Source organism: Sporomusa rhizae, assembly GCF_041428845.1.
Lineage (GTDB): Bacteria > Bacillota > Negativicutes > Sporomusales > Sporomusaceae > Sporomusa > Sporomusa rhizae.
Window position 1 is genome coordinate 2589331 of sequence record NZ_CP156925.1, and the last position, 24300, is coordinate 2613630.

General features: G+C 40.7%; 22 protein-coding genes. 21 read left to right on the forward strand and 1 reads right to left on the reverse strand.

What is annotated here, in order from left to right; all coding sequences use genetic code 11:
* Positions 1–6: 6 nt before the first annotated feature.
* The 5 genes from SRRS_RS12035 (at position 7) to ltrA (ending at position 7720) form a co-directional block, all read left to right on the forward strand.
* The gene (locus SRRS_RS12035) at positions 7–2112 is read left to right on the forward strand and encodes a DNA translocase FtsK 4TM domain-containing protein (RefSeq protein WP_371369809.1); all 2106 of its coding nucleotides are present in this window, start codon (positions 7–9) and stop codon (positions 2110–2112) included.
* A gap of 58 nt (positions 2113–2170) precedes the next feature.
* A complete protein-coding gene (gene mnmH / locus SRRS_RS12040; protein ID WP_371369108.1) occupies positions 2171–3214 on the forward strand; it encodes a tRNA 2-selenouridine(34) synthase MnmH in 1044 nt (347 codons plus the stop codon).
* A 5-nt stretch (positions 3215–3219) separates the two neighbouring features.
* Positions 3220–3981, forward strand: coding sequence for a helix-turn-helix domain-containing protein (locus SRRS_RS12045; RefSeq protein WP_371369109.1), 762 nt, complete (start codon positions 3220–3222; stop codon positions 3979–3981).
* Positions 3982–4009: 28 nt separating this feature from the next.
* Complete coding sequence (locus tag SRRS_RS12050; protein ID WP_371369111.1) at positions 4010–5908, forward strand: YgiQ family radical SAM protein; 1899 nt, start codon at positions 4010–4012, stop codon at positions 5906–5908.
* Positions 5909–6337: 429 nt separating this feature from the next.
* Positions 6338–7720, forward strand: a complete 1383-nt coding sequence (ltrA, locus tag SRRS_RS12055; RefSeq protein ID WP_371369113.1) for a group II intron reverse transcriptase/maturase — start codon at positions 6338–6340, stop codon at positions 7718–7720.
* 76 nt (positions 7721–7796) lie between these two features.
* Here ltrA and SRRS_RS12060 read toward each other — a convergent pair whose 3' ends face one another.
* Complete coding sequence (locus tag SRRS_RS12060) at positions 7797–8180, reverse strand: hypothetical protein (RefSeq protein WP_371369114.1); 384 nt, start codon at positions 8178–8180, stop codon at positions 7797–7799.
* Between the two features lie 206 nt (positions 8181–8386).
* Here SRRS_RS12060 and SRRS_RS12065 point away from each other — a divergent pair, with 206 nt between their 5' ends.
* From SRRS_RS12065 to miaB, 16 genes are all read left to right on the forward strand, one after another.
* The gene (locus tag SRRS_RS12065; RefSeq protein WP_371369116.1) at positions 8387–9418 is read left to right on the forward strand and encodes an ABC transporter substrate-binding protein; all 1032 of its coding nucleotides are present in this window, start codon (positions 8387–8389) and stop codon (positions 9416–9418) included.
* Positions 9419–9428: 10 nt separating this feature from the next.
* Positions 9429–10763, forward strand: a complete 1335-nt coding sequence (gene rimO, locus SRRS_RS12070) for a 30S ribosomal protein S12 methylthiotransferase RimO (protein ID WP_371369117.1) — start codon at positions 9429–9431, stop codon at positions 10761–10763.
* 122 nt (positions 10764–10885) lie between these two features.
* The gene (locus SRRS_RS12075; RefSeq protein WP_371369118.1) at positions 10886–12133 is read left to right on the forward strand and encodes a competence/damage-inducible protein A; all 1248 of its coding nucleotides are present in this window, start codon (positions 10886–10888) and stop codon (positions 12131–12133) included.
* A 13-nt stretch (positions 12134–12146) separates the two neighbouring features.
* Positions 12147–13721, forward strand: coding sequence for a DEAD/DEAH box helicase (locus SRRS_RS12080; protein ID WP_371369120.1), 1575 nt, complete (start codon positions 12147–12149; stop codon positions 13719–13721).
* Positions 13722–13853: 132 nt separating this feature from the next.
* A complete protein-coding gene (gene recA / locus SRRS_RS12085) occupies positions 13854–14912 on the forward strand; it encodes a recombinase RecA (RefSeq protein ID WP_371369811.1) in 1059 nt (352 codons plus the stop codon).
* Positions 14912–15361 (forward strand): regulatory protein RecX, encoded by a 450-nt coding sequence (locus SRRS_RS12090; protein WP_371369121.1) that lies wholly within the window; start codon positions 14912–14914, stop codon positions 15359–15361. Before recA ends, SRRS_RS12090 begins: the two co-directional genes overlap by 1 nt.
* Positions 15362–15529: 168 nt before the next feature.
* The gene (gene rny / locus SRRS_RS12095) at positions 15530–17074 is read left to right on the forward strand and encodes a ribonuclease Y (protein ID WP_371369123.1); all 1545 of its coding nucleotides are present in this window, start codon (positions 15530–15532) and stop codon (positions 17072–17074) included.
* A 164-nt stretch (positions 17075–17238) separates the two neighbouring features.
* On the forward strand, positions 17239–17760 hold the full coding sequence (locus SRRS_RS12100; RefSeq protein WP_371369125.1) for a hypothetical protein: 522 nt from the start codon (positions 17239–17241) through the stop codon (positions 17758–17760).
* A 186-nt stretch (positions 17761–17946) separates the two neighbouring features.
* Entirely contained in the window at positions 17947–18207 is a 261-nt protein-coding gene (locus SRRS_RS12105; protein ID WP_075755210.1) for a stage V sporulation protein S, read from the forward strand.
* Positions 18208–18314: 107 nt separating this feature from the next.
* A complete protein-coding gene (locus SRRS_RS12110; RefSeq protein ID WP_371369127.1) occupies positions 18315–19817 on the forward strand; it encodes a leucyl aminopeptidase in 1503 nt (500 codons plus the stop codon).
* Positions 19814–20635, forward strand: a complete 822-nt coding sequence (locus tag SRRS_RS12115; RefSeq protein ID WP_371369128.1) for a PHP domain-containing protein — start codon at positions 19814–19816, stop codon at positions 20633–20635. The genes SRRS_RS12110 and SRRS_RS12115 overlap by 4 nt, the downstream gene beginning before the upstream one ends.
* A gap of 249 nt (positions 20636–20884) precedes the next feature.
* Positions 20885–21715, forward strand: coding sequence for an Asp23/Gls24 family envelope stress response protein (locus SRRS_RS12120; RefSeq protein WP_371369130.1), 831 nt, complete (start codon positions 20885–20887; stop codon positions 21713–21715).
* 24 nt (positions 21716–21739) lie between these two features.
* On the forward strand, positions 21740–22084 hold the full coding sequence (locus SRRS_RS12125) for a DUF3870 domain-containing protein (RefSeq protein WP_371369132.1): 345 nt from the start codon (positions 21740–21742) through the stop codon (positions 22082–22084).
* A 15-nt stretch (positions 22085–22099) separates the two neighbouring features.
* On the forward strand, positions 22100–22456 hold the full coding sequence (locus SRRS_RS12130; protein WP_371369134.1) for a sulfite exporter TauE/SafE family protein: 357 nt from the start codon (positions 22100–22102) through the stop codon (positions 22454–22456).
* On the forward strand, positions 22453–22824 hold the full coding sequence (locus SRRS_RS12135; RefSeq protein WP_371369135.1) for a sulfite exporter TauE/SafE family protein: 372 nt from the start codon (positions 22453–22455) through the stop codon (positions 22822–22824). Before SRRS_RS12130 ends, SRRS_RS12135 begins: the two co-directional genes overlap by 4 nt.
* 126 nt (positions 22825–22950) lie before the next feature.
* A complete protein-coding gene (gene miaB, locus SRRS_RS12140; RefSeq protein WP_371369137.1) occupies positions 22951–24285 on the forward strand; it encodes a tRNA (N6-isopentenyl adenosine(37)-C2)-methylthiotransferase MiaB in 1335 nt (444 codons plus the stop codon).
* The last annotated feature ends 15 nt before the right edge of the window (positions 24286–24300 follow it).

A 24300-nucleotide genomic window follows, 5' to 3' on the forward strand; every position in this document is an offset into this window, starting at 1 on the left:
ATTACTATGGTGACCGGTGGGCTGCTGGCATTCATTAGCATATTAGGTTTAAATGTTGGTCCATTAGGGCTATTTATTGCTAAAATGCTCAAATATACGTTCGGAATAGGTGCTTTTATCGTACCTTTAGTACTATTTATTGTCGGGCTAAAATATATTGTCGCAAAAAATTCAATTTGTTACACAATCAAATTTTGGGGCCTATTATTGCTATATGTTGTGACTTTAGCTATTTATCATCATATTAAAATTCCTGTAGGCCAGGAAATACTGCCCGATAGCTTAGTTTCCGGCGGTGGATTTACCGGGGGTATGATACTTTTTTCCTTACGTAAATTATTGGGAGTACATGGTTCAATTATTGTACTTTCTGCGTTAATGCTTTGTTCCATTATTATGACTACAAAGTGGTCATTAGCTGAAACGCTAGTAACTGCTAAAGATCGGGCAGTTGAGAGTTTAGCCTCGGCTAAGGAAGCTATAGCGGCCTCGGCGGAAAACGTTTTCTCTGATCAAGAGGAACCGCCAAGTCAGCCTAAATTCTACGATCAGCAAAGGGATAACCAGCCTGAGTTTGACCTGTGTCCCACTAAAAAAGAAAACCCTAAGCCTAAAGATGAATGCAGTATTCCTAAGGTGCAGTCTGAGCAGGTTTCATTTGCAGTTGATAAGTCTCCGGCGTCCACAAATAACGATTACGGCTTACCTCCTGTTTCAATTTTGAAAAAGCCTAATCGTCCACGCCTCAATAAAGTGCCTAAAGAGGTTACTGATAATGCACGTATATTAGAACAAACCCTGGACAGTTTTGGCGTCAGCGCCCGGGTTATAAATACTTGCCAAGGGCCTACTGTTACCCGGTATGAACTTGAGCCGGCACCTGGTGTAAAAGTAAGTAAGATAGTTAACCTAGCGGATGATTTAGCACTAAAGCTGGCCTCGTCAGGAGTCCGCATTGAAGCGCCTATTCCCGGCAAAGCCGCTATCGGAATTGAAGTGCCTAACAAAGAACTATCCGGTGTTGCGTTGCGAGAAGTGCTAGAAACAGATGAATTTCAACGATCCTCTTCCGGATTGACGGTAGGTTTAGGAAAAGATATTGCAGGTCAGCCAATTGTTGCTGATTTGGCAAAGATGCCGCACTTATTAGTTGCGGGCGCAACTGGTTCTGGTAAAAGTGTTTGTATCAATACGTTAATAACAAGTATTCTATTTAAATCTCGTCCCGACCAAGTGAAATTAGTGCTCATTGACCCTAAGATGGTAGAATTGTCGAATTACAATGGGATTCCACATCTATTAACTCCGGTTGTAACTGACTCAAAAAAGGCAGCATCAGCTCTAAACTGGTCAGTACAAGAAATGGAACGCCGTTATGAAGTTTTTGCGACTTCAGGAGTACGTGATATTGCCCGCTATAATGAACTTCACCCGGAAGGGCAGTTGCCGCTAATTTTAATAATTATTGATGAGCTTGCCGATTTGATGATGGTTGCTCCAGTTGACGTAGAGGACGCTATTTGCCGGTTAGCTCAAAAAGCAAGAGCAGCCGGATTACATTTGGTGCTTGCAACGCAACGTCCCTCCGTAGATGTTATTACCGGTACTATTAAGGCCAATGTACCTTCAAGGATTTCTTTTGCTGTTTCATCTCAGGTAGATTCGCGAACAATTCTGGATATGCCCGGAGCCGAAAAACTTTTAGGAAAAGGCGATATGCTATTTTACCCTGTAGGGGCTTCAAAACCAATAAGGATACAGGGGGCCTTTATCGGGGATAGCGAAGTGGAAGACTTGGTATCTTACATTAAGGAACAAGCAGAACCTGAATATAACGATGGCATAACCACAGTTGAAACAGGCAGTTCCAGTAAAGAGGAAACGACCCATTTTGAAGATGAGCTTCTTGAAGAAGCTGTCTCTATGGTGCTTGAAACGGGGCAAGCCTCGGTATCCATGTTGCAGCGCAAATTTCGTATCGGCTATACACGTGCCGCAAGACTCATTGATACAATGGAAGAGATGAAGATTGTGGGACCCAATCTTGGCAGTAAAGCACGAGAAATTATCATGACATCAGAACAAGTTTATTCAAGATATTTTAAGAAATAACTCTCTTTTTATGCTTATAGCATTTGGGGACAGGGTAGAATAGTAGTGGTGATTTAATTTGCATAGTATTATTAGAGTAGAAGAGGCCGTAACCCTTGACAATCCGGTCTTTATTGATGTGCGTTCCCCTGTCGAGTATGAAGTGGGGCACATTCCTAATGCTATAAATATTCCGTTATTTGAGAATAGCGAAAGAGTTGAGGTTGGCACAACTTATAAACAAGTTGGACCCGAAGAGGCAAAAGAGCTAGGATTAGCTTATGTTTCAGCAAAGTTGCCAAGTATTGTTGGGCAAATTCGCCAGTTCTATAAAAGCGGACAACAAGTTATAGTATATTGCTGGCGAGGAGGTATGCGCTCTAAATCCATAGTAAGCATACTCGAAATGATGGGGATTTCTGCATCACAACTGTTGGGTGGTTACAAAGCGTATCGTCAATACCTTTTAACTAAACTAAACGATTTTGAAGTCAAGCCGCGAGTAGTAGTTCTTTGCGGTTCAACGGGAACTGGGAAGACCGCAATTTTAAAAAGATTAGCTGATCGTGATATTCCCGTAATCGACCTGGAAAGCCTGGCTAATCACCGGGGATCAGTTTTTGGCCAGATTGGCTTAGGTAAGCCGGCGACTGCGCAAAATTTTGACGCTGCCTTACTAACAGCGCTTGAAAAGCTAAATAATAAGCCGTATATAGTTGTTGAGTGCGAAAGTAAACGTATAGGCAACGTATATCTGCCAGATTGTTTGTTTGATGCTATGAAGCAAGGTAAAAAAATATTGATATCTACTGATATAGAAGTAAGAGTAGAACGGTTAATTGAAGAATATTTGGATATATACAACGATAATTGCCAAGCAATAGCTGCTAGCATAGAATCGTTGCGCAGACGCCTTGGCAATAAAAAAACAGACCAGCTATTGACTGATTTTAACACAGGCAAAATACAAGAAATTGTAAGAACACTTCTTATAGACTACTACGATCCAATGTACGGTTACGAAAAATCAGACATAGATAATTACGATTTATGGGTTAAGGCTAATGACATGGAGCAGGCGACTGAAAAAATAGTCCAATACTTACAACAGTTGGGGAGGTAGTTGTTTTGCAAACAGTAGGGGAACTTTTACGCGCCGAACGTTTAAAAAAAGACCTATCAATTAAAGATGTTGAAAATGCTATAAGTATTAGGGCCTTGTATCTTAATGCTATCGAGGAAGGAAACTACGGGATTATCCCTGGTGAAGTGTATTTAAAGGGTTTTATCCGTAACTATGCTACTTTTTTGGGACTTGACGCGCAACAAGTAATGGATATATATCGTCAAAGTAAAGTGCAGACAACAGAAGATGCTCCACCACCAGCAATCCAGGAAGAACCTGTCGCAGCAACTTCTCAAAAGAGTGGTAACGCTTTGAAATGGCTTGGAGTTGTAGTTGTTGCAGCTGGCATAGTAGCCGGATTAGTTTGGTGGTCAAACGGAAGTGAAAAACCGGCGCCAGTACCACCTCAATCGACCGCCCAGCAGCAACCGGAACAGCCTAAGCAACCAATGCAGCAGCAGACTCCCCCGCAAACTCCAACTAATCAATCTGTGGCACCGACAAAAACAGCAAATAAAGTGGTTGTAACAGCAAAATATAATTCCCAATGTTGGACACAAATAATAGCAGATGGTAAAGAGATATATGAAGGAACTCCTAAAAGTGGCGAAGCATTGACTTGGGAAGCATCCAACAAACTGGTCGCTAAATTTGGTAATGCGGGTGCTGTTGATCTAACGTACAATAGTAGCCCAGTAGGAAAAATTGGCGGAAATGGAGACGTTGTCGTTAAAACATTTACGTTGACAGGTGTTGCACAATAGTAATAGGAATGAGGTTAATCATACCGATATGACAAATTTTTTACCAATGACTAAGGACGATATGTCCAAACGGGGCTGGGATCAACTGGACTTTTTATTTGTGAGCGGGGATGCATATGTTGATCATCCTAGTTTTGGACCAGCTATTATCTGCAGGCTATTGGAAAAATCAGGTTACAAGGTAGGAATAATTGCTCAGCCGGATTGGAGATCAACAAATGATTTCAAACGTTTAGGAAAGCCTAAACTTGGAATTTTAGTATCAGCTGGCAATCTTGATTCCATGCTTAATAAATATACAGCGGCAAAAAAATATCGCAGTACCGATAATTATTCGCCCGGTGGCCAAGCAGGACTTAGGCCAGAACGGGCGACAATTGTTTATTGCAATCGTATCCGGGAAATTTGGAAACATACTCCGCTTATTATTGGCGGAATTGAAGGCAGCTTGAGACGGTTTGCCCACTATGATTATTGGTCAGACAGTGTACGCCGGTCAATTTTAGTTGATAGCAGGGCCGATTTGTTGATCTATGGTATGGGAGAAAAACAAATTAAAGAGGTAGCCGCGCAATTATCAGCCGGCATTAGTATTGAAAATATCCGGGATATAGCAGGAACGTGCTATCGTACCGAAACGCTAGAGCATCTCTGGGATTATATCGAGATACCAAGCTATCAAGATGTTGTCAATAGTAAAAAAGATTTTGCAAATGCGTTTAAGTTTCAATATCTAGAACAGGATCCTATCCGGGGTAAAACTTTGGCTCAAGGTCATGGTGAGCAGTTTGTAGTACAGAATCAGCCCGCTATGCCGCTTACTACTCCGGAGATGGATGAAATATATGATTTGCCGTATCAAAGAACATATCATCCTTCGTACACAGCGGCTGGTGGTATTCCAGCTATACAAGAAGTTAAGTTTAGTATCGTTAGCCATCGCGGCTGTTATGGCAGTTGTTCTTTCTGCGCCCTATATGCGCATCAAGGCCGGATAATCCAGGCAAGAAGTACAGAGTCTATATTGCGTGAGGCCCAAGAAATTGTTAAAATGCCAGATTTTAAAGGATACATTCATGATGTAGGTGGTCCTACCGCTAATTTTCGCCAGCCCGCCTGTGAGCATCAGATGGATCGAGGAACCTGTCGAGGCAAACAATGCTTATTTCCTAATGCCTGCAAAAGCTTAGATACGAGTCATACTGAATATTTACAACTGCTTAGGGAAATCAGAAAAATTCCGGGAGTAAAGAAAGTTTTTGTCCGTTCAGGATTGCGGTATGACTATTTGATGGCTGCGAACGATATGGAATTTTTGCGTGAATTGTGTGAACATCATGTCAGTGGCCAGTTAAAAGTAGCTCCTGAGCATATCTCACCCAAGGTCACAAAATTAATGGGCAAAGCTGGAAAAGAAACCTATTTGAAATTTAAAAAAGCCTATGAAAAAGTTAATAAAGATTTAGGGAAAGAACAATATCTAGTTCCCTACTTTATGTCCAGTCATCCTGGTTCTGGCCTTAAAGAAGCCATTGAAATGGCTGAATTCCTTCGGGATACCGGTTATAATCCCGAGCAAGTTCAAGATTTTATTCCTACCCCTGGCAGTCTGTCAACTTGTATGTATTATACGGGTATTAATCCACTAACAGAAGAGAAGGTATATGTTGCCAAAACTCCACATGATAAGCGATTGCAAAGAGCATTATTGCAGTATCGGAACCCTAAAAATTATGAGTTAGTGCGGGAAGCTCTTGTCAAAGCTGGCCGGCAAGATTTAATCGGATATGAAGCAAAATGCTTAATCCGGCCGCCACGGAACAAGCAGAATATTGCTGTATCGCAACCTGAAAATTGGAACAAAAAACGGCGTTTGGCTCCCTCTAGAACCCAACATAGTAAAACAAAGCAGACTAGAAAAATCTAGTCTGCTTTGTTTATGTGCGCCCGGCATGGGCGCAATCTAACGGGTGAAAGTCCCGAGCGCGGGTAGATAGTGCCAAGCGCATAGCTCAAGACAAGGGTGTCCACCGCGAGGTGGAATCTGAAGGAAGTCGGCGGCAAATCTCTGGTCTGACGAACAGAAATCACATATAAGGCAGTGTAAACTGGGTAAGGTTGCATAACAAACCGAAGCCCGAAACTATCCGAAAGTTTGCGCTGTAAATGTGGCAGATAGATGGAGAGAAAGATTGCGTTCTTACCCGGGGAGATCTCACAGACATGTGAAGATAACTCAATCGAAGCATGGTTGAAATAAGATTTACTGTGAGAAGTCAGCAGAGGTCATAGTACCGAAGGTTTTTCGAGAAGGACTGAACAATAATCGAGTTCTTGAGCAAAGGAAGGTGAAGTCATGTTAAGAGAGCAGAAAACCAGTAAAATGGGCTGCCCTTGCCAGGGTATGCTGGAAGCAGAGAGTAACAAGGGAGCGCGGAGCATGACGACACTGGAAGATGCAAAAGAGAACCGCGTAAATCTGTTAGAAGAAATACTAGACCGAAACAATCTCAATGCAGCATATGCCCAGGTACTGCGCAAGAAAGGTGCAGGCGGAGTGGATGGCATGCAGGTTGGAGATATGAAGCAGTGGCTGAAAGACAATAAAGAAGAGTTTCTTGAATCCCTGCGAACCGGAAGATACACCCCTCAACCCGTGAGAAGGGTAGAAATACCTAAGCCGGATGGAGGAACCCGAAAGCTAGGAATACCGACCGTACTAGACAGGTTAATACAACAAGCCATAACCCGAGTGTTAACGCCCATCTTTGAAAAGAAATTTTCAGAAAGAAGTTATGGTTTTCGAGTAGGCAGAAATGCGCATCAGGCGATAAAGCAAGCCGAAGCATACTATAGGGCAGGATACACGAAAGTAGTAGACATTGACCTGGCGCAGTACTTCGATACGGTAAATCATGACATGCTTATCAACATGCTCCGTGAAGAAATCAAGGATGAACGAGTCATCGTCTTAATCCGGAAATACCTGAAAAGTGGAGTCATGGAAGGCGGTATAGTCAGCCCCAGTACATCGGGAACCCCGCAGGGAGGAAACCTGTCACCACTGCTATCCAATATCTACCTGACGAAATTTGACCAACTGCTGGAGAAGCGCGGACATAAGTTCGTAAGATATGCAGATGACTGCAATATCTATGTCAGGACGGAACGTGCAGCCAAGCGGGTCATGGCGAGTTGTGTGAAATTCCTTGAGGGAACTTTGAAGTTACAAGTAAATCAGCGGAAAAGCCAAATCGGCAGTCCGCTGAGGGTGAAGTTTCTGGGATTTGCATTGCATAAGGTAGCGGGACAAATCGGAATACGTCCGCATGGGAAAGTCTTGAAACGTTTCAAAGAGAAGATCAAGGAAATAACCAACCGAAGTCGTGGGTGGGCAATCCAAGACACACTGCAAGAACTGAGGAAATATACAACAGGCTGGTTGAACTACTTTTCCATTGCAAACATGAGCAATAACATGAAAGAAATGAACAAATGGATACGGCGCAGGCTGCGAATGTATCTATGGAAGCAATGGAAGAAAGTTCAGACTAAGTTTGTGAATCTACAAAAGCTGGGACTGGATAGGAATAGAGCTTGGCAGTATGCCAATACACGGTTAGGGTATTGGCGTGTTGCGGGAAGTGCTATTTTACAAAGGACACTAACAGACAAATACCTCGAATCTCTAGGCTATATGAACATAGCGAAGAAATACGAGGCATTTCATTTACGTTAAAATTATTGAACCGCCGTATACCGAACGGTACGTACGGTGGTGTGAGAGGTCGCTAAATAAATTAATTATTTAGCTCCTACTCGATTAAGCCAAATGCGCGGCGGCAATCATCAGATAAAAGATATATTGCAATTAGTCCATGCGGGACAACTGTTATAACACCCATAGTCATATTGTAACCAAACATGACTATAAATCCGATGACTACAAATATTATGGATAGGACTAATTCAAATAAACGTGCCCAACGCTTGAGTTTCAGTAAGCCCCAGGCGGGAATGGCGTACAAGAGTAGAGCGGCCAAAGAGTTGAAAGTAGCAGTTGTGTCATTATGTATAAATCCATCGTAAATGCCAAACGCATAACCAATTGCTACTAAGAGTAAAAAACCAATGATAATCAGTAATCGTAAGGTCAAATCCGGATGGAGAAAAGACCAAAAAGAAAGTTTATCTTGCAAGGTAACAACTCCTTTCATAGTATTTTAATTCTATCATACAACGACCTTTTTTAAAATCAATTACTTTTCAGGCCAGACGGAATCGGTTTTAAATAACTGCATTATGTGTAAAAGGAATTTAAGGCTTGCATAAAGAATAAATAAAGGGTATAGTATATATGTTTGCCTTATCTGTCAATTTAAGTGAACTAGGAAGCGGAGGCAATATGAGACGTTATTTACCATTACTTTGGATATCGTTTTTTTTGGTTATCCTGACAATTACTGGTACTACTTATTTAGTAGGTTATGCCGGCAAAGATAATAAAAATGCACTAACCAGTATTAATGTTTATACAACGTTGCCAGTTGAAGAAGTAGCTGTATTAGCGCAAGAATATGAGAAAAGTGCTAAAGTTAAGGTGAATATTACTCCTCTTAACGAAAAGGAGTTATTTAATCGCTTAATTGATGAGGCGGCCAGCCCTCAGGCAGACCTTATTCTTACTAATCGTAGAATGCTGAAGCAAGCTCGAAATAGTGCACTATTGATACCGTACCAATCAGAGTATACCGACATAATACCGAGCAAGTTCCAGGATACAGACGGCTATTGGGTAGGCATTTGGTATGATCCTATAGTTTTCGCGGTAAATCAAGATTATTTTAATTCAGTTACTAAAAAACCGGCAAAATGGTCCGACTTGTCGGCGGATACCAATTTGAGATTGGGTATGACTGATTTTATTGCAGCGGATGCTGCCGCAAATCTTTTATATACTTTGGTTGCTGCTAATGGTGAAGAGCAGACTTTAAACTTTCTAAAAAAAATTCATCCTCATATTGTTCAATATGCAAAATTTTTAGCGACACCAGCCCGGATGGCGAGTATGGGAGAAGTTGATATTGCTGTTGCCGTACGTAGCGAAACTATGCGCTATGAAAAAGATGGTTTTCCGGTAAAAATTATATATCCTGAGGATGGCACTGCTTATTTATTGACAGGAACGGGGCTAATTAGAGGAGCTGCTCATGCTACTGAAGCCAAGCGTTTTATAGATTGGCTTACCCAGGCTGAACCTCAGACCATAATGGCTCAGCACAAATTCTATTTTTTACCGACTAATCCGGAACTACGAACAAATCTGGATAATTCCGCAAAAAATATAAAGTTATTAGATCATCATGATATGTATACGATAGAACAGCAACGCAAATTACTTGATAAATGGGTTCAAGCCCGGCTGGGAATAAACTAGGAGGACAATAATGCTTAAAGCGGGATTTATTAGTTTGGGATGCGCCAAAAACCTGGTAGATACTGAAATAATGCTAGGAATTTTGGCCGATAATGATATTGTAATTACAGATAACCCTCAAGATGCCGATATATTAATTGTTAATACCTGTGGCTTTATCGACTCGGCAAAAGAAGAATCTATATCAACTATCATGCAGATGGCTGAGTTTAAACAGGAAGGCAAATGTCGTGGTATTATTGTTGCCGGATGTCTTGGTCAGCGTTACCAACAGGAGCTGTTAGATGAATTGCATGAAGTATCGGCAATTGTGGGTACCGGTGCATGGCATAGGATTATGGAAGCCGTTAACGCAGTTTTAGCTGGTGAACGTGTTTTACTCATTGGTGATCTAGACACTATTTATGACGAGAACATGAGCCGGATTACTACTACTCCTTCCTATAGTGCTTATGTAAAAATAGCGGAAGGATGCAGCAATTGTTGTTCCTATTGTGTAATTCCCCTAGTACGCGGAAAGTATCGGAGCCGTACAGTTGAATCGATTGTTAATGAGGTAAAACAACTTACCGAGAAGGGTGTAAAAGAAATAAACCTTATTGCGCAAGATACAACTAGTTTTGGGCGCGACCAAAATGAAAAGCCGCAACTAACTACATTACTTAAAGAGTTGGTAAAAATTGAAGGAGTTGCGTGGATCCGCCTTCTCTATTGTTATCCGAAGTATTTTAGTGATGAGCTGATCGAACTCATTGCTAAGGAACCTAGGATCTGCAAATATATTGATTTACCACTGCAGCATGCGGATGATGAGATATTGTCGGCTATGAATCGCCGTGATACGCGCGCTGATATTGAAAAATTGTTAAACAAGATCCGCTCTTCCATCCCCGGGGTAGTTATTCGTACTTCCTTTATAGTTGGCTTCCCAGGTGAGACAGATACTCATTTTGAATCATTAAAACAATTTATGATTGAACAGAAATTTGAGCGTGTTGGTGTGTTTACCTACTCGCAAGAAGAAGATACTCCCGCGGGAAAATCTGAGCAGCAAATACCTGACGATATTAAAGAAGAGCGATATCATGAATTGATGGCTTTACAGTGCCGGATATCTGAAGAATTGAATCATGCTATGGAAGGGAAAGTACTAACAATACTAATTGAAGGTCATAATAAGGAACAGCCTGAAGTAGCATTTGGCAGGTCTTATCGCGAAGCTCCTGATGTAGATGGTCGCATTTTTGTAGAAAACGCAGCAGGTCTAGTTCCGGGAGATATGGTTCGAGCAGAGATTGTACAAGGATTTACTTATGATTTATTGGCGGAGAGGAAGCTAGACTAGCTGCATAATAATATAATGCAAGCTTAAAATAGTAGAGGCTGCCAAGCTCTGCTATTTTTTGTTAAATCATAAAGGAATTGCCAATTTGTACGCGAATGCAATTAGTGTTAGGAGGGAATGAGATGATTGTTGAATTAGTAAGCACCGGAACTGAATTGCTTTTAGGCCAAATAGTAAATACTAACGCGCCTTTTTTAGCTGCCCGTTTAAATGAACTTGGTTTTAGCGTATTATATCAGACAACTGTCGGAGATAACCGGGAAAGAATGCGTAATGTTCTAACAGCAGCGTTAGAACGAGCTGATATTGTTATAACTAGTGGGGGATTGGGGCCAACCCAAGGCGATATTACTAAAGAAGTAACCGCTTCATTGCTTGAGAGGAAAATGTATTTGCATCAAGCAAGCGCAGAGAGGATAGAAAAGTATTTTGCTGAAAGACATCTTTGCATGCCGGATAATAATTTGCGGCAAGCGATGATGCCTGAAGGGGCGAAAATTGTTGACAATACTTGCGGTACAGCACCAGGCGTTATAGTTGAAGAAGAGTCAACAGGGAAAATAATTATAAATTTACCCGGACCACCTCACGAATTATCAGCTATGTTTAAGATATCGATTGTTCCTTATTTAATAGAACGTTTTGGTATTCAGGGATCTATCGTATCAAGAGTTCTTCGTACATATGGGATCGGCGAATCATCATTAGAAGAAAGAATAAAAAAATATATTTTAGCCCAATCCAATCCTACGCTAGCTTTATTAGCTAGAAATGGTGAGATTCACGTGCGAATTACTGCAAGAGCAGAGAATGAGGCGGAGGCTTTAAAACTAATTGATGCTCTTGAAAATAAAATTCGTCCCGAGCTTGACGAATATATTTTTGGAACAAATGAAGAGACTTTAGAAATGGTTGTTGGCAATTTATTATTGAATAAAAGTTTGTCAATAGCGTTGGCCGAATCTTGTACAAGTGGTCTCGTTACCAGCCTTATTACCGATGTTGCTGGTAGTTCAGGCTATTTGACAGGTTCAATCGTGTGTTATAGTAATTCTGTCAAAATAGAACAAGTGGGTGTTCCAGAAAATATAATCGCCGTAAAAGGAGCTGTAAGTCGCGAAACCGCTGAATTTATGGCACAAGGCATCAGGGAGAAATTCCAGACAGGGATTGGCCTGTCCGTTACGGGGATTGCCGGCCCGGGTGGAGCGACTGCCGATAAACCTGTTGGACTTGTTTACATTGCTATTGACGGTCCTGCCGGCCTTACGTGTTTTGAACACCATTTTAATGGAACACGTACGAATATAAAACATCGGACGGCTTTAGCGGCCCTAAATCATTTGAGACAATATTTGCTTAGTATATAGGAGGTTGTTATATTTGAAAGACGCGGTAACCTTATTTGGAAATATATCTTTGAGTAGAAAGACTGCTGCTGCGATTACGGAGATGGGTTTTGAAGAGCCATCACCTATTCAAAGTCAGACTATTCCACTGGTGTTGGCTGGCAATGACGTTCTAGGACAGGCACAGACTGGTACCGGTAAGACAGCTGCATTTGGTATACCCATTATGGAGAGAATTACTGAAGCCAGACAGATACAAGCACTTGTATTAACCCCTACGCGGGAATTGGCTATTCAGGTATCCGAAGAATTAGCTAAAATCGGTAAATTCAAGCGGATTAAAACATTGCCGATCTATGGTGGACAAGCGATAGAAAGACAAATTAGAACACTTAAATCCGGTGTCCAAGTTGTAATAGGGACCCCTGGCCGGTTACTTGATCATATTCGCCGCAATACCATTAAATTAGATAATGTAAAAATGTTGGTGCTCGATGAAGCTGATGAAATGCTGGATATGGGATTTGTCGACGACTTGGAAAGTATACTGCAGCACGTTCCCTCTGAACGTCAAACATTGTTATTTTCAGCCACCATGCCGTCTGAAATTATGGCCTTGGCCAATAAGTATATGAAGGACAGGGTAACAGTAACTATCAGTAAAGAACAGCTCACTGTTCCGCTTATTGATCAGATATACTATGAAACCCGCGATAAACTTGACGGTCTTTGCCGAGTACTCGATTCGGAAACCTTTGGGCGGGTTATTATTTTCTGCCGGACTAAGAAGGGCGTTGATGATCTAGTTGCGTCACTGTCAGCACGTGGTTATATGTCGGATGGGCTGCACGGCGATCTTAGCCAAGCTCAGCGCGATAGAGTTATGAAAAAATTCAGGGATGGCAAACTGGATATACTTATTGCTACAGATGTTGCTGCACGCGGACTGGATATCGAACAGATTACCCATGTTATTAATTATGATATTCCTCAAGATCCTGAGTCCTATGTTCACCGTATCGGGCGTACGGGTCGTGCCGGTAAAAAGGGGGTTGCAGTTACTTTTATTCAGCCCCGTGAATATAGACAACTTAAGATCATTGAAAAAGAAGTCAAAACAAGAATATTGAGGCGGCAATTACCTTCACCTGCCGATATTCTGGAACGTCAGACCGAAGTTATAAAAAATCAACTTACACAGACGATTATTAGAGGTGGCTTTGATGCGTACAGCAATATCATAGCTGATTTAGCTGCCGACTATGATCCTATTGATATTGCCGCAGCTGCTTTAAAATTATTTCAAGAAGGTTACAAAGAACAAGCTGTTATTGAAAAAAATCAGTTTGGTAATACCGGCGCCGAACCTGGGATGGTGCGCTTATTTATTAATGCTGGAAGAGCACAAAGAATTCAGCCGCAGGATATTGTGCGTACAATAGCCGAAGAAGCTGACATTGAAGGCAGTATTATCGGAGTAATAAATATTTACGATAAGTTTACTTTTGTTGAAGTGCCTGAAACGGTGGCCGAAAGAGTATTGTCAGTTATGAACAAAAATACAATAAAAGGCTATCGTATTAATATTGAACCGGCCAAGGGGCGCTAATATTAATTTTTAGATATTACCTCACTGCGCAATATTATTGACAAAACGAACAAATGTTTGTATACTGTTATTAGAGTTGTCGGGGGAGGTTTATGCATGGATAAGATAAAAGATTTTGAGAAAAATCGTGAAATGGATAAATTTAAAGCGCTTGAAATGGCTATGCGTCAAATAGAAAAAGATTTTGGTAAAGGCGCCATTATGAAGCTTGGTGAGGCCGCTGCCAAAATGAATATCGAGGTTATTCCTACCGGTTCTTTACCGCTAGATATTGCTCTCGGGGTCGGTGGAGTACCACGGGGACGGGTCATTGAAATATTTGGACCTGAGTCTTCAGGTAAGACAACAGTAGCCTTACATATTATCGCGCAGGCTCAAAAAATGGATGGAATTGCTGCTTTTATTGACGCTGAACATGCGCTTGACCCGGTTTATGCCAAAAAGCTTGGTGTTGACATTGACAATCTTTTAATTTCCCAGCCGGATAACGGTGAACAAGCTCTTGAAATTGCCGAAGCATTGGTGCGGAGTGCTGCTATTGATGTTATTGTTATTGACTCGGTAGCTGCGTTGGTGCCCAAAAATGAAATTGACGGTGATATGGGAGACTCCCATGTTGGTTTGCATGCTAGGCTTATGTCCCAAGCTTTACGTAAGCTTACAGGGATTATCAGTAAATCACGTACTACCGCCATCTTTATTAACCAAATTCGTGAAAAAGTCGGGGTTATGTTTGGTAATCCCGAGACAACTACCGGCGGACGTGCCTTGAAGTTCTATTCGTCAGTGCGTTTAGATGTTCGTAAGGCTGAAACATTGAAACAGGGTAACGATGTTGTCGGCACCCGCACAAAGGTTAAGGTTGTTAAGAATAAAGTAGCTCCTCCATTCAAACAGGCCGAATTCGATATAATGTATGGAGAAGGTATTTCCCGTGAGGGAAGCTTGGTTGATATTGGGGTTCAGCTTGATATTATTAATAAGAGTGGGGCATGGTTTTCTTATAATGGACAGCGCTTAGGGCAAGGTAGGGAGAATGTTAAGGAATTCTTTAAAGAAAATCGTAACCTTGCCGACGAAATTGATAAGAAGATCCGTGATGTTTTACTTGCTGGTGATGCTAAGCTGGATAATGCTTTAAGTAAAGATGATGCTTTTGGTGAAGATAATGATGAGGTTTTTGAAGCCTAATGAATACCAATATATCCGAAGCTGCTATTAAACTGCTAAGGTACAGACCTTACAGCAAGTGTGAACTTGAGCAAAAGCTGTTAAATCAAGGCTATAAACAAGCTGCAGTAAATCAAGCCATTGAATATGCCATTGAGCGCGGTTATCTAAATGATACCGCGCTTTGTGATATGCTTTTAACTAAATATGCCGAAGTAAACAAGTATAGCTTAAAAGAAGTCTACATAAGATTGAAACGTCGGGGATTATCTACAGAGTTAATTAGGGAAAAATTAGCTGATTGGGATGAAATGTTAGAATACCAGGCAGCTATGAATTTGGCAGCAAAAGTGCTGGCTCGGGATAGCAGTCGTGACATGCGTAAAATAATACGACACCTGTCGGGTAAAGGGTTTAAGGCAACCACTGTGACCAAAGTTTTAGAGCGTCTTAGGGACATGTCTCCTTGACACACATTTGAAAAACATTTACAATAAAATTATCCAATCGTGTAATTAAGTTGAAATCTACTTAGGTAAACTTTTAGGAGAGCTTATATGCTGTTTTAAGCATCAAAAAAGCTGCTTTTAAAAGCCAAGTTTAACTTGGCTTTACCCTTAATACAGTAAATAAAGGAGGTGGAACGTATAGTAGAAATTATTTTAACCGCAATTTTAGTCGGACTGTTGAGTGCTGGCGCAGGCTATTGGGTACGAAAGAATATTGCCGAGGCCAAAATCGCTTCTGCTGAAACTGCAGCCAGAAAAATATTGGAAGATGCAGATAAGGCCGGCGAATCCAAGAAAAAAGAAGCCTTGGTTGAAGCTAAAGAAGAAATTCATAAGCTAAGAAGCGAACTTGAGCGGGAGATAAAGGAACGTCGCACAGAACTTCAGCGTCTGGAACGGCGTTTAGTACAAAAAGAAGAAAATCTTGACCGTAAAATCGACTCTTTGGAAAAGAAAGAAGAGATACTCAGTCGCAAGGAATCTGACTTGGATAAAAGCCAAGAAAAGATCAATGAGCTTTATGCCAAGCAGCTTACTGAACTTGAAAGACTGTCAGGGTTGACCTCAGATGATGCTCGTACCTTATTGCTTGCCAATGTAGAAGAAGAGATTAAGCATGAAACGGCTATGCTTATCAAGGAACTCGAACAACAGGCTAAAGAAGAAGCGGAGAAAAAAGCCAAAGAAATTATTTCATTAGCAATTCAACGTTGTGCTGCTGACCATGTTGCAGAAACTACTGTATCTGTAGTGGCTTTGCCTAATGATGAAATGAAAGGCAGGATTATTGGCCGAGAAGGTCGCAATATCCGAACCCTTGAAACGCTTACTGGTATTGATTTGATTATTGATGATACGCCCGAGGCGGTTATTTTATCGGGATTTGATCCTGTGAGGCGGGAAGTTGCTAGAATAGCACTGGAAAAGCTTATTGTTGATGGTCGCATTCATCCAGCCCGCATTGAAGAAATGGTTGAAAAGGCTCAAAAAGAAGTTGAACAGAAAATTAAGGAAGCAGGCGAACAGGCTACTTTTGAAACTGGAGTTCATGGTCTGCATCCAGAACTGATAAAACTTCTCGGAAGATTAAAATTCCGCACTAGTTATGGTCAAAATGTACTTAAGCATTCCATTGAAGTTGCACATTTAGCTGGAGTTATGGCAACCGAACTCGGTGTAGATGTAATGTTAGCTAAACGTGCTGGTTTGCTTCATGATATCGGTAAAGCAGTTGACCATGAAGTAGAAGGACCTCACGTTACAATTGGTGCTGATTTAGCTAAAAAGTATCGTGAAGCTGCTGAAGTCATTAATGCAATTGGTGCTCACCATGGTGATGAAGAACCCAAAACTGTCCAGGCTGTACTTGTAGCGGCAGCTGATGCTGTATCCGCTGCGCGGCCGGGAGCTCGCAGAGAGACCTTGGAAAGCTATCTTAAGCGATTAACACGATTGGAAGAAATCGCTGAATCATTTGATGGCGTAGAAAAGTCATTTGCTATACAGGCAGGTCGTGAAATTCGGATTATGGTTAAGCCAGATAAGATTGATGATTTGTCAGCAGTTAGATTGGTAAGGGATATTGTCAAAAAAATCGAGAGTGAACTTGAATATCCAGGCCAAATTAAAGTAACAGTTATTCGCGAAACTCGCGCTGTTGATTATGCCAAGTAGAATTTAAATAAAGTCAGTTAAAACGGTTTTACCTTTGGGTAGAACCGTTTTTTAGCTTTTTTCCCAACAATTTAAAAGCAGGATTTAAATCTCTTCTAGAGAATAAGTTAATCAGAAACATAGCAAAGCAATTTTATTTTATTTTTTTTGGACGGTGAAAGTGTATGCCCGAATTCTTCCAGAACAATGAACAAGTTTCTGATGGAGCTAATCTTCTTATATCTATGTTAGTACGTTACCCCGAGATTGGAACCATTAATTTCAATCCAGAAACAAATTCGTTAAAATTTACATTTATGATTTCTGGTATTCCTACTGCTGGCGATTTTGAGAGTGTCAAGCAGTTGATTATTAATAGCATAGCAACCTACCACTTACTTCAAGGCATTACCGACAGCAAAATTGATGTTGAATTAAGTAAGTATGAACAGGTTGCGATGTTAACAATCATGCGAGATGTACACACCATGTCACAAGGAGAGATAGGCCTGACGGTTAAGCTTCTTCGTGAGCGTTTTGCTGATCGGTTGACTGCAGATCAAAATGACTCTATCTTGGAAGAAGATCTCCTTTTACAGGAAGAGGTAATTGAAGATTTGTTAGAGAGCATGCGTAAACAATATAATGAACGCCATAATCTGATCGGTATTCGCGAGGACGGACGTGTTTTTGTGTTTAATAAATAAAGTAGACGTAGCTTTAGGTGGGGTTTAGCCCCCTCTGAAGGGTAGTCCCTGGATAAAAACATGAATTTGTTGTAATAATTAGATTTTTTTGGATATGAAAAAAGGAATTTTTTCCCGTACACCGAATATATCTAATACATAGGGACTAATAACGTTTTTTTTAATCAAAGGAGGGCACATAAAAACATGGACGTCTTGAAAGTATCAGCAAAATCTAATCCTAATTCTGTAGCAGGAGCTTTAGCTGGAGTATTGAGAGAACGTGGTGGTGCTGAGATTCAGGCAATCGGTGCAGGAGCACTTAACCAAGCTGTAAAAGCAGTAGCAATTGCCAGGGGATTCGTAGCACCGCATGGAGTTGATTTAATCTGCATCCCTGCCTTTACAGACATACTTATTGATGGGGAAGAAAGAACAGCTATCAAGTTAATAGTAGAACCCCGTTAAATAGATAATACCTAAAACCTGTTCAGTGGTGAGCAGGTTTTATTGTTTTAAGAAGTAGTTTTATGGCATAATATATTCAGAATAACAGATTTTTGAGGGGTGAATAAATGAATATTGAAGTTATAAATGGTTCAGTAACCGATGTTTTGTGTGATACACTTATTGTTAATTTATTTAAAAATGTAACGGCCCCTGGTGGTGCAACCGGAGCTGTAGATAAAGCTTTAAACTGTCATATAAGAAAAATAATCCGGGATAATCCGGGATGTGGCAAATTTGGTGAAACCACAGTAGTACATACATTTGGTGCGATAGGTGCTAAACGGATTATTATCCTCGGACTAGGTAAAAAAGGTGAGTTATCACTGGACAAAGTACGAGCATCGACTGCTATTGCCATGCGAACTGCAAGAAAGTTGCGTTCCAAAACAGTAGCAACAATTGTACACGGGGCAGGCAGCGGTGATTTAGAAAGTCGCCAAGCCGCGCAGGCAGTTGTTGAGGGTGCAATTATGGGGTTATATAAATTTGACTACTACAAAACAACCCGTGAAGAGAATAACAAGATTGATAACTTGATAATTGTTGAAAACGATAAAACGAAACTTGCTGCAATCAAAGAAGGACTTTACTTTGGTAAAATATTCGCTGAAAGCGTAAATTATGGCAGAGATTTGATCAACCATCCGGCTATGTACATGACTCCTACAAAAATGTCGGAGCATGCCGGCGATATTGCCAATAAATACGGGCTAGAATTAAGTGTTCTTGAAAAAAAAGACATGCTGAAACACGGAATGGGGGCACTATTGGCAGTTGCTCAAGGAAGTAGTGAAGCCCCGAAACTAATTGTCTTAAAATATCAAGGGGATCCGTTACAGCAAGAAATGATTGCGTACGTCGGAAAAGGGATTACTTTTGATAGTGGCGGAATATCTCTCAAACCTAGCCAAAGTATGGATGAAATGAAACGGGATATGGCTGGCGGCGGTGCAGTTTTAGCTGCAATGCTTGCTATCTCACAAATAAAGCCAAAAGTAAATGTTATTGCTGTTGTGCCATGCACCGAAAATATGCCATCAGGAACAGCCTGTAAACCAGGAGATATTGTTACCTCAATGAGTGGTAAAACTATTGAGGTATTAAACACAGATGCCGAAGGACGGTTGATTTTAGCGGATGCTATTACCTATGCCAAAAAACTTGGGGCTACAAAACTTATTGATATAGCTACACTAACCGGGGCATGTGTTGTCGGTCTTGGTGACGTTTACTCCGGCGTTCTTACGAATGACCGTGAATGGTGCCAAACAATGCTTAATGCGGCTCAGCAAGCCGGAGAAAAGATGTGGGAATTACCGAATGACAAGGAGTATTTAGAGCAAATTAAAAGTTCCATTGCTGATTTGAAAAATAGTGGCGGAAGGCCGGCCGGAACTATTACCGCTGGTATGTTTATAGGTCAATTTGCAGATAAGACACCTTGGATACACATTGATATAGCGGGAACCTCTGATGTTGATAAAGATAAAGGTTATAATCTAAAAGGTGGAACAGGTGTCGGTGTACGGACGTTAATACAATTAGCTGTAAATTTGGGGCAGTTATGATCGCGGATCTTCACATCCATACATCTGCTTCAGACGGGCGTTTGTCACCACTGGAAGTAGTTCAGCATGCTTTGGAAGTTGGTTTAAGCTCTATTGCGATTACTGACCATGATACAGTTGATGCTCATTTTGAACTTAGAAATGAAAGCGGTGATAAAGCTTTCATTTCTAAACTATCAATTATTTCCGGAATTGAATTTAGCACCGATTTACCAAGAAACGAAGTTCATATTTTGGGGTACTTTATTGATATAGACAATACCATTCTTAAAGAACAGTTGGAAGTAATTCGTAATGATAGGATACTACGTTCAAAGAAGATGGTCGAAAAACTTAATAAATTAGGTTATGCAATTGACTACAACAGAGTATTGGAAATAACCAGCGGGTCAAAATCAGTTGGACGTCCGCATGTAGCTAAAGCGCTTGTAGAAAGAGGGTATTTTTCAACTGTATCAGAAGCCTTTGATCAAGTATTAGCCAAGAATGGACCAGCCTATGTTCCTCACTATAAACTAGCTCCAGAACAGGTAATTAAGCTGATAAAACAGGCAGGAGGAATTGCGGTATTGGCCCATCCGGGGTTAGTAGGAGATGATAATATAGTTAGTGATCTAATTCAATCAGGCATTCAAGGCTTAGAAGTTTACCACCCTGAACATAACCAGGAGATGACTGACAAGTATTTGAATATGGCTGTTGAACATAACTTAAAAATCACAGGCGGATCAGACTTTCACGCTATTCCTGGCCGGTTTCCGGAGAAACTTGGAATATTTGCTATTTCTGCCGATATGGTTGAAACTTTGTCAAGGTAACATACTTTTACTTGACAACACCTAGAAAGGTGTTTATTTTTATATTATTAGGAACTATTTTTTTTATCCTGTGACCAAGTTGCTCTAAGACTCCCGCTTCTATAAGCGGGAGTTAAGAGCAACTAAGTCCTGGGATAAGGGCGACTAACCTTCAGATGGGGTTAAAACCCCACCTGAAGCTAAGTCTACTTTATCGGCGTAAGCCGTTTCTTTATGTTAACATTACATTCTAAATCAGGAGGCTAGCCTATGGACACCATTGCGTTGGTAGGTCCAAGTGGAACAGGCAAAAGCCATCGGGCGTTGATTGTAGCACACGAACATGACGTTGATACTATTATTGACGATGGGCTGTTAATAAAAGATAGCAAAATTATTGCGGGGCATTCTGCTAAAAAAGAGCCTAGCAAAATTCAAGCTGTTAAACGTGCCATATTTATGGAACCCGATCATGCTGCTGAAGTTAAAGATGCAATTACCAGAGTTATGCCTAAACGTATTTTAGTGTTAGGTACATCAAAAAACATGGTGGAAAAAATAGTTGACGTGCTCAATTTACCACCCATAAGTAATATAATTCGTATAGAAGATATTGCAACCAAAGCTGAAATTGCCAAGGCTCGGGAAAGTAGATTAAAAGAAGGAAAGCATATTATACCGGTACCGACTATTGAACTTAAGCCGCATTTCTCAGGTTACCTCATTGATCCACTGGACATTTTCTTTAAAAAGCCCCGCTCAAAACAACGGCGTAAGTTAGGCGAAAAATCTATTGTTCGGCCAACATTCAGTTACTACGGTAAATTACTTATTTCTGATGCTGCAATAGCATCCATTGTCGAGCATGTAGCGACAAGTGATGATACTATTACAAAAACTAGTCAGATTGCCATTAAAAATTTCCATGATAGAGAAAAAGGAATATCAATTTCCCTAGATGTTACTGTTAGGTATGGACAATCATCCATTTGGAATGTTGTCCGTGATGCACAAATACGGGTTAAGCAGGTTGTTGAATATATGACAGGCATGATAGTCAGTGAAGTGAATATAGCGGTAAAGCGTTTAAGTATAGATTAATTATTATATAAGGATGGTAATATAGTGGAAAACAATCAAGGTAAACGTATTTTATTTTCGGGTTATGCTAAGTTACCTACCGGGATTACAGCCAGTGAGATTTACAAGGTTATTGGCGTTATACTGAGTATTGATGAAGATACTGGAACAATTATGGAAGCGGACTGCACTCTGGCAACGGCGGTAGCTCGTAATCATGTTTCTTCAATTCTGGTTGGTAAATCAATTACCAATCCAGATAATTTAGTCAGAATAGTTGATAAAACATATCAAGGAAGCGCTAAGAAGGCGATTATTACAGCCATTCGTATTATCTATGATAAATACAGAAGCTACCAGGAAGGGTTAGCGCCTAGTGCGATTGATTGATAAGGAGTCTTAAGGATGTCTGAGCGGCTTAAGTTTTCGGGTGCTGGATTTTTAGTAGGTATTCTTAGCGGTTTGCTGGGAGTTGGTGGAGGTATTTTTCTTGTACCAATTATGGTAATATATTTTTCTATTACTCAGCATATTGCTCAAGCTACTTCAATGGCAATCGTTATTCCAACGGCATTAGTTAGCAGTGCAATCTACGGTTTCCATGGGAATATTGACATAAGCTTGGCCTTAAACCTAGTAATTGGCAGTGTTTTTGGGGCGTCTTTTGGAGCTAGGATGATGAAAAAAGTACCTGCTGATCGATTAAAACAGTTGTTCGGAATTTTACTTATGGTTATTGGTTTGAGGATGGCGGTGGCATGAATAGTGTGCTTATTGTTATTTTAATGGGGCTCTGTACCGGCGTTTTGAGCGGTTTGCTGGGAATTGGCGGCGGCGTAGTACTGGTGCCTATGATGGTTTTTATATTAGGTATAGCACAGCATACTGCGCAAGGAATCTCAATGCTTGTTATAATCCCGACAGCTATTGTTAGTCTCTGGCATTTTTATAAAGACGGATTAATTAATTATCAAGCCGCTTTTTACATGGCCGGAGGAGCAGTTATCGGCGCTTTAATCAGTGCTAATCTGGTTCAGTATATTCCCGCTGCTGAACTTAAACGCATTTTTGGTATCTTTGTTATTTATACCGGTTTTAAGATGATTAAGGCAACTTGGAAAAAGCAATAAATAAATCCCTGGCTGGAGTGGGCCGGGGATTTTGTTTTGGCTTCAATTTGTGTAAGCCTTAAATTTAAGCTATAATTAAGCTATAATAATCAACATATACTTTTTGCAATCGGAGCTGATATATAGATGGAGTTAGACCAAAAAACCACCAAGCTTTTTCATACCATTACCTTTGGCTGTCAGATGAACCTTAACGATTCAGAACGTTTAGCAGGACAGTTGAGGACGATTGGTTATGAGGCTACAGATGATATCGAACAGGCCAATCTAATATTAATAAATACGTGTTGTGTTAGAGAAAGTGCCGAGAAAAAAATTTATGGAAAAATTGGTGAGCTTAAGAGACTAAAACTTGTTAACCCTAATCTCATAATTGGGGTTGTCGGGTGTATGGCTCAGAAGGACAAGGATAAAATTCTAAAAAAATATCCTCACGTTAATCTAGTAATGGGAACCCATAATACACATCAGCTTGTTGAACTTATTAATAAAGTAGAACAAAGCAGAGAACCTGTATTAGCCGTATGGGATCAAGCGAAACGGTTGGCACCTGATGTGCCGACTGTGAGAAAAGGGCAAATTTCTGCTTGGGTGCCCATTATGTATGGCTGTAATAATTTTTGTACATATTGTATTGTTCCCTATGTTAGAGGACGGGAAAGAAGTCGTTCGCTTGATAGCATCTTAACTGAGATGCGGCAATTGGGCAGTGAAGGTTTTAAGGAAGTGACACTGCTTGGACAGAATGTCAATTCTTATGGCAAGGATAGTGAAGAATCCATCGATTTTGCAGATTTACTACATGCCGCTGACCAAGTTGAATCTATTGCCCGCATTCGTTATATGACTTCACATCCGCGGGATATGAATGATAAAGTAATTGATACTATCAGAAAAAGTAAGAAGATATGCGAACATTTTCATCTGCCGATTCAAGCCGGAAGCGATACGATTCTTGAACGCATGAATAGAGGTTATACTACTAGTTATTATCGGGAACTTATCACTAAAATTCGTCGTGATTTCCCTAATGCTAGTGTTACCACAGATTTAATTGTTGGATTTCCCGGGGAGACTGAGGAGCAATTTCTGGAAACACTTCAGTTTCTTAAAGATATTAGATATGACGCAGCTTATACATTTTTGTATTCTCAGCGGTCTGGCACTCCGGCTGCGAAATATCCTGATCAAATACCGCTGCCAACCAAGAAGGCGCGCCTACAGCAATTAATGGCGGTACAAAATGAAATCAGTCTGGAAATAAATAAGCAGCTAGAAGGTTCGGTAGTAGAGGTTTTAGTTGAAGGACCCAGCAAAAACGATGAAACCAAATTTATGGGACGTACACGTACAAATAAAATTGTATTATGGCAGAAAACCGGACAAGAACAAGCTGGCGATTTGGTAAATATTCAAATTGACACAGCTCAGACGTGGGTCTTAAAAGGCCAGTTGATCTAATTGTGGTTGATAGAG

Bases quoted from the DNA above. Each gene is read 5' to 3' on its own strand.
- SRRS_RS12065 (WP_371369116.1), top strand. From the start codon at position 8,387: ATGAGACGTTATTTACCATTACTTTGGATATCGTTTTTTTTGGTTATC.
- SRRS_RS12135 (WP_371369135.1), top strand. From the start codon at position 22,453: ATGAATAGTGTGCTTATTGTTATTTTAATGGGGCTCTGTACCGGCGTT.
- SRRS_RS12090 (WP_371369121.1), top strand. From the start codon at position 14,912: ATGAATACCAATATATCCGAAGCTGCTATTAAACTGCTAAGGTACAGA.
- SRRS_RS12130 (WP_371369134.1), top strand. From the start codon at position 22,100: ATGTCTGAGCGGCTTAAGTTTTCGGGTGCTGGATTTTTAGTAGGTATT.
- SRRS_RS12100 (WP_371369125.1), top strand. From the start codon at position 17,239: ATGCCCGAATTCTTCCAGAACAATGAACAAGTTTCTGATGGAGCTAAT.
- SRRS_RS12050 (WP_371369111.1), top strand. From the start codon at position 4,010: ATGACAAATTTTTTACCAATGACTAAGGACGATATGTCCAAACGGGGC.
- SRRS_RS12105 (WP_075755210.1), top strand. From the start codon at position 17,947: ATGGACGTCTTGAAAGTATCAGCAAAATCTAATCCTAATTCTGTAGCA.
- SRRS_RS12075 (WP_371369118.1), top strand. From the start codon at position 10,886: ATGATTGTTGAATTAGTAAGCACCGGAACTGAATTGCTTTTAGGCCAA.
- SRRS_RS12110 (WP_371369127.1), top strand. From the start codon at position 18,315: ATGAATATTGAAGTTATAAATGGTTCAGTAACCGATGTTTTGTGTGAT.
- recA (WP_371369811.1), top strand. From the start codon at position 13,854: ATGGATAAATTTAAAGCGCTTGAAATGGCTATGCGTCAAATAGAAAAA.
- miaB (WP_371369137.1), top strand. From the start codon at position 22,951: ATGGAGTTAGACCAAAAAACCACCAAGCTTTTTCATACCATTACCTTT.
- ltrA (WP_371369113.1), top strand. From the start codon at position 6,338: ATGTTAAGAGAGCAGAAAACCAGTAAAATGGGCTGCCCTTGCCAGGGT.
- rimO (WP_371369117.1), top strand. From the start codon at position 9,429: ATGCTTAAAGCGGGATTTATTAGTTTGGGATGCGCCAAAAACCTGGTA.
- SRRS_RS12035 (WP_371369809.1), top strand. From the start codon at position 7: ATGGTGACCGGTGGGCTGCTGGCATTCATTAGCATATTAGGTTTAAAT.
- SRRS_RS12120 (WP_371369130.1), top strand. From the start codon at position 20,885: ATGGACACCATTGCGTTGGTAGGTCCAAGTGGAACAGGCAAAAGCCAT.
- SRRS_RS12115 (WP_371369128.1), top strand. From the start codon at position 19,814: ATGATCGCGGATCTTCACATCCATACATCTGCTTCAGACGGGCGTTTG.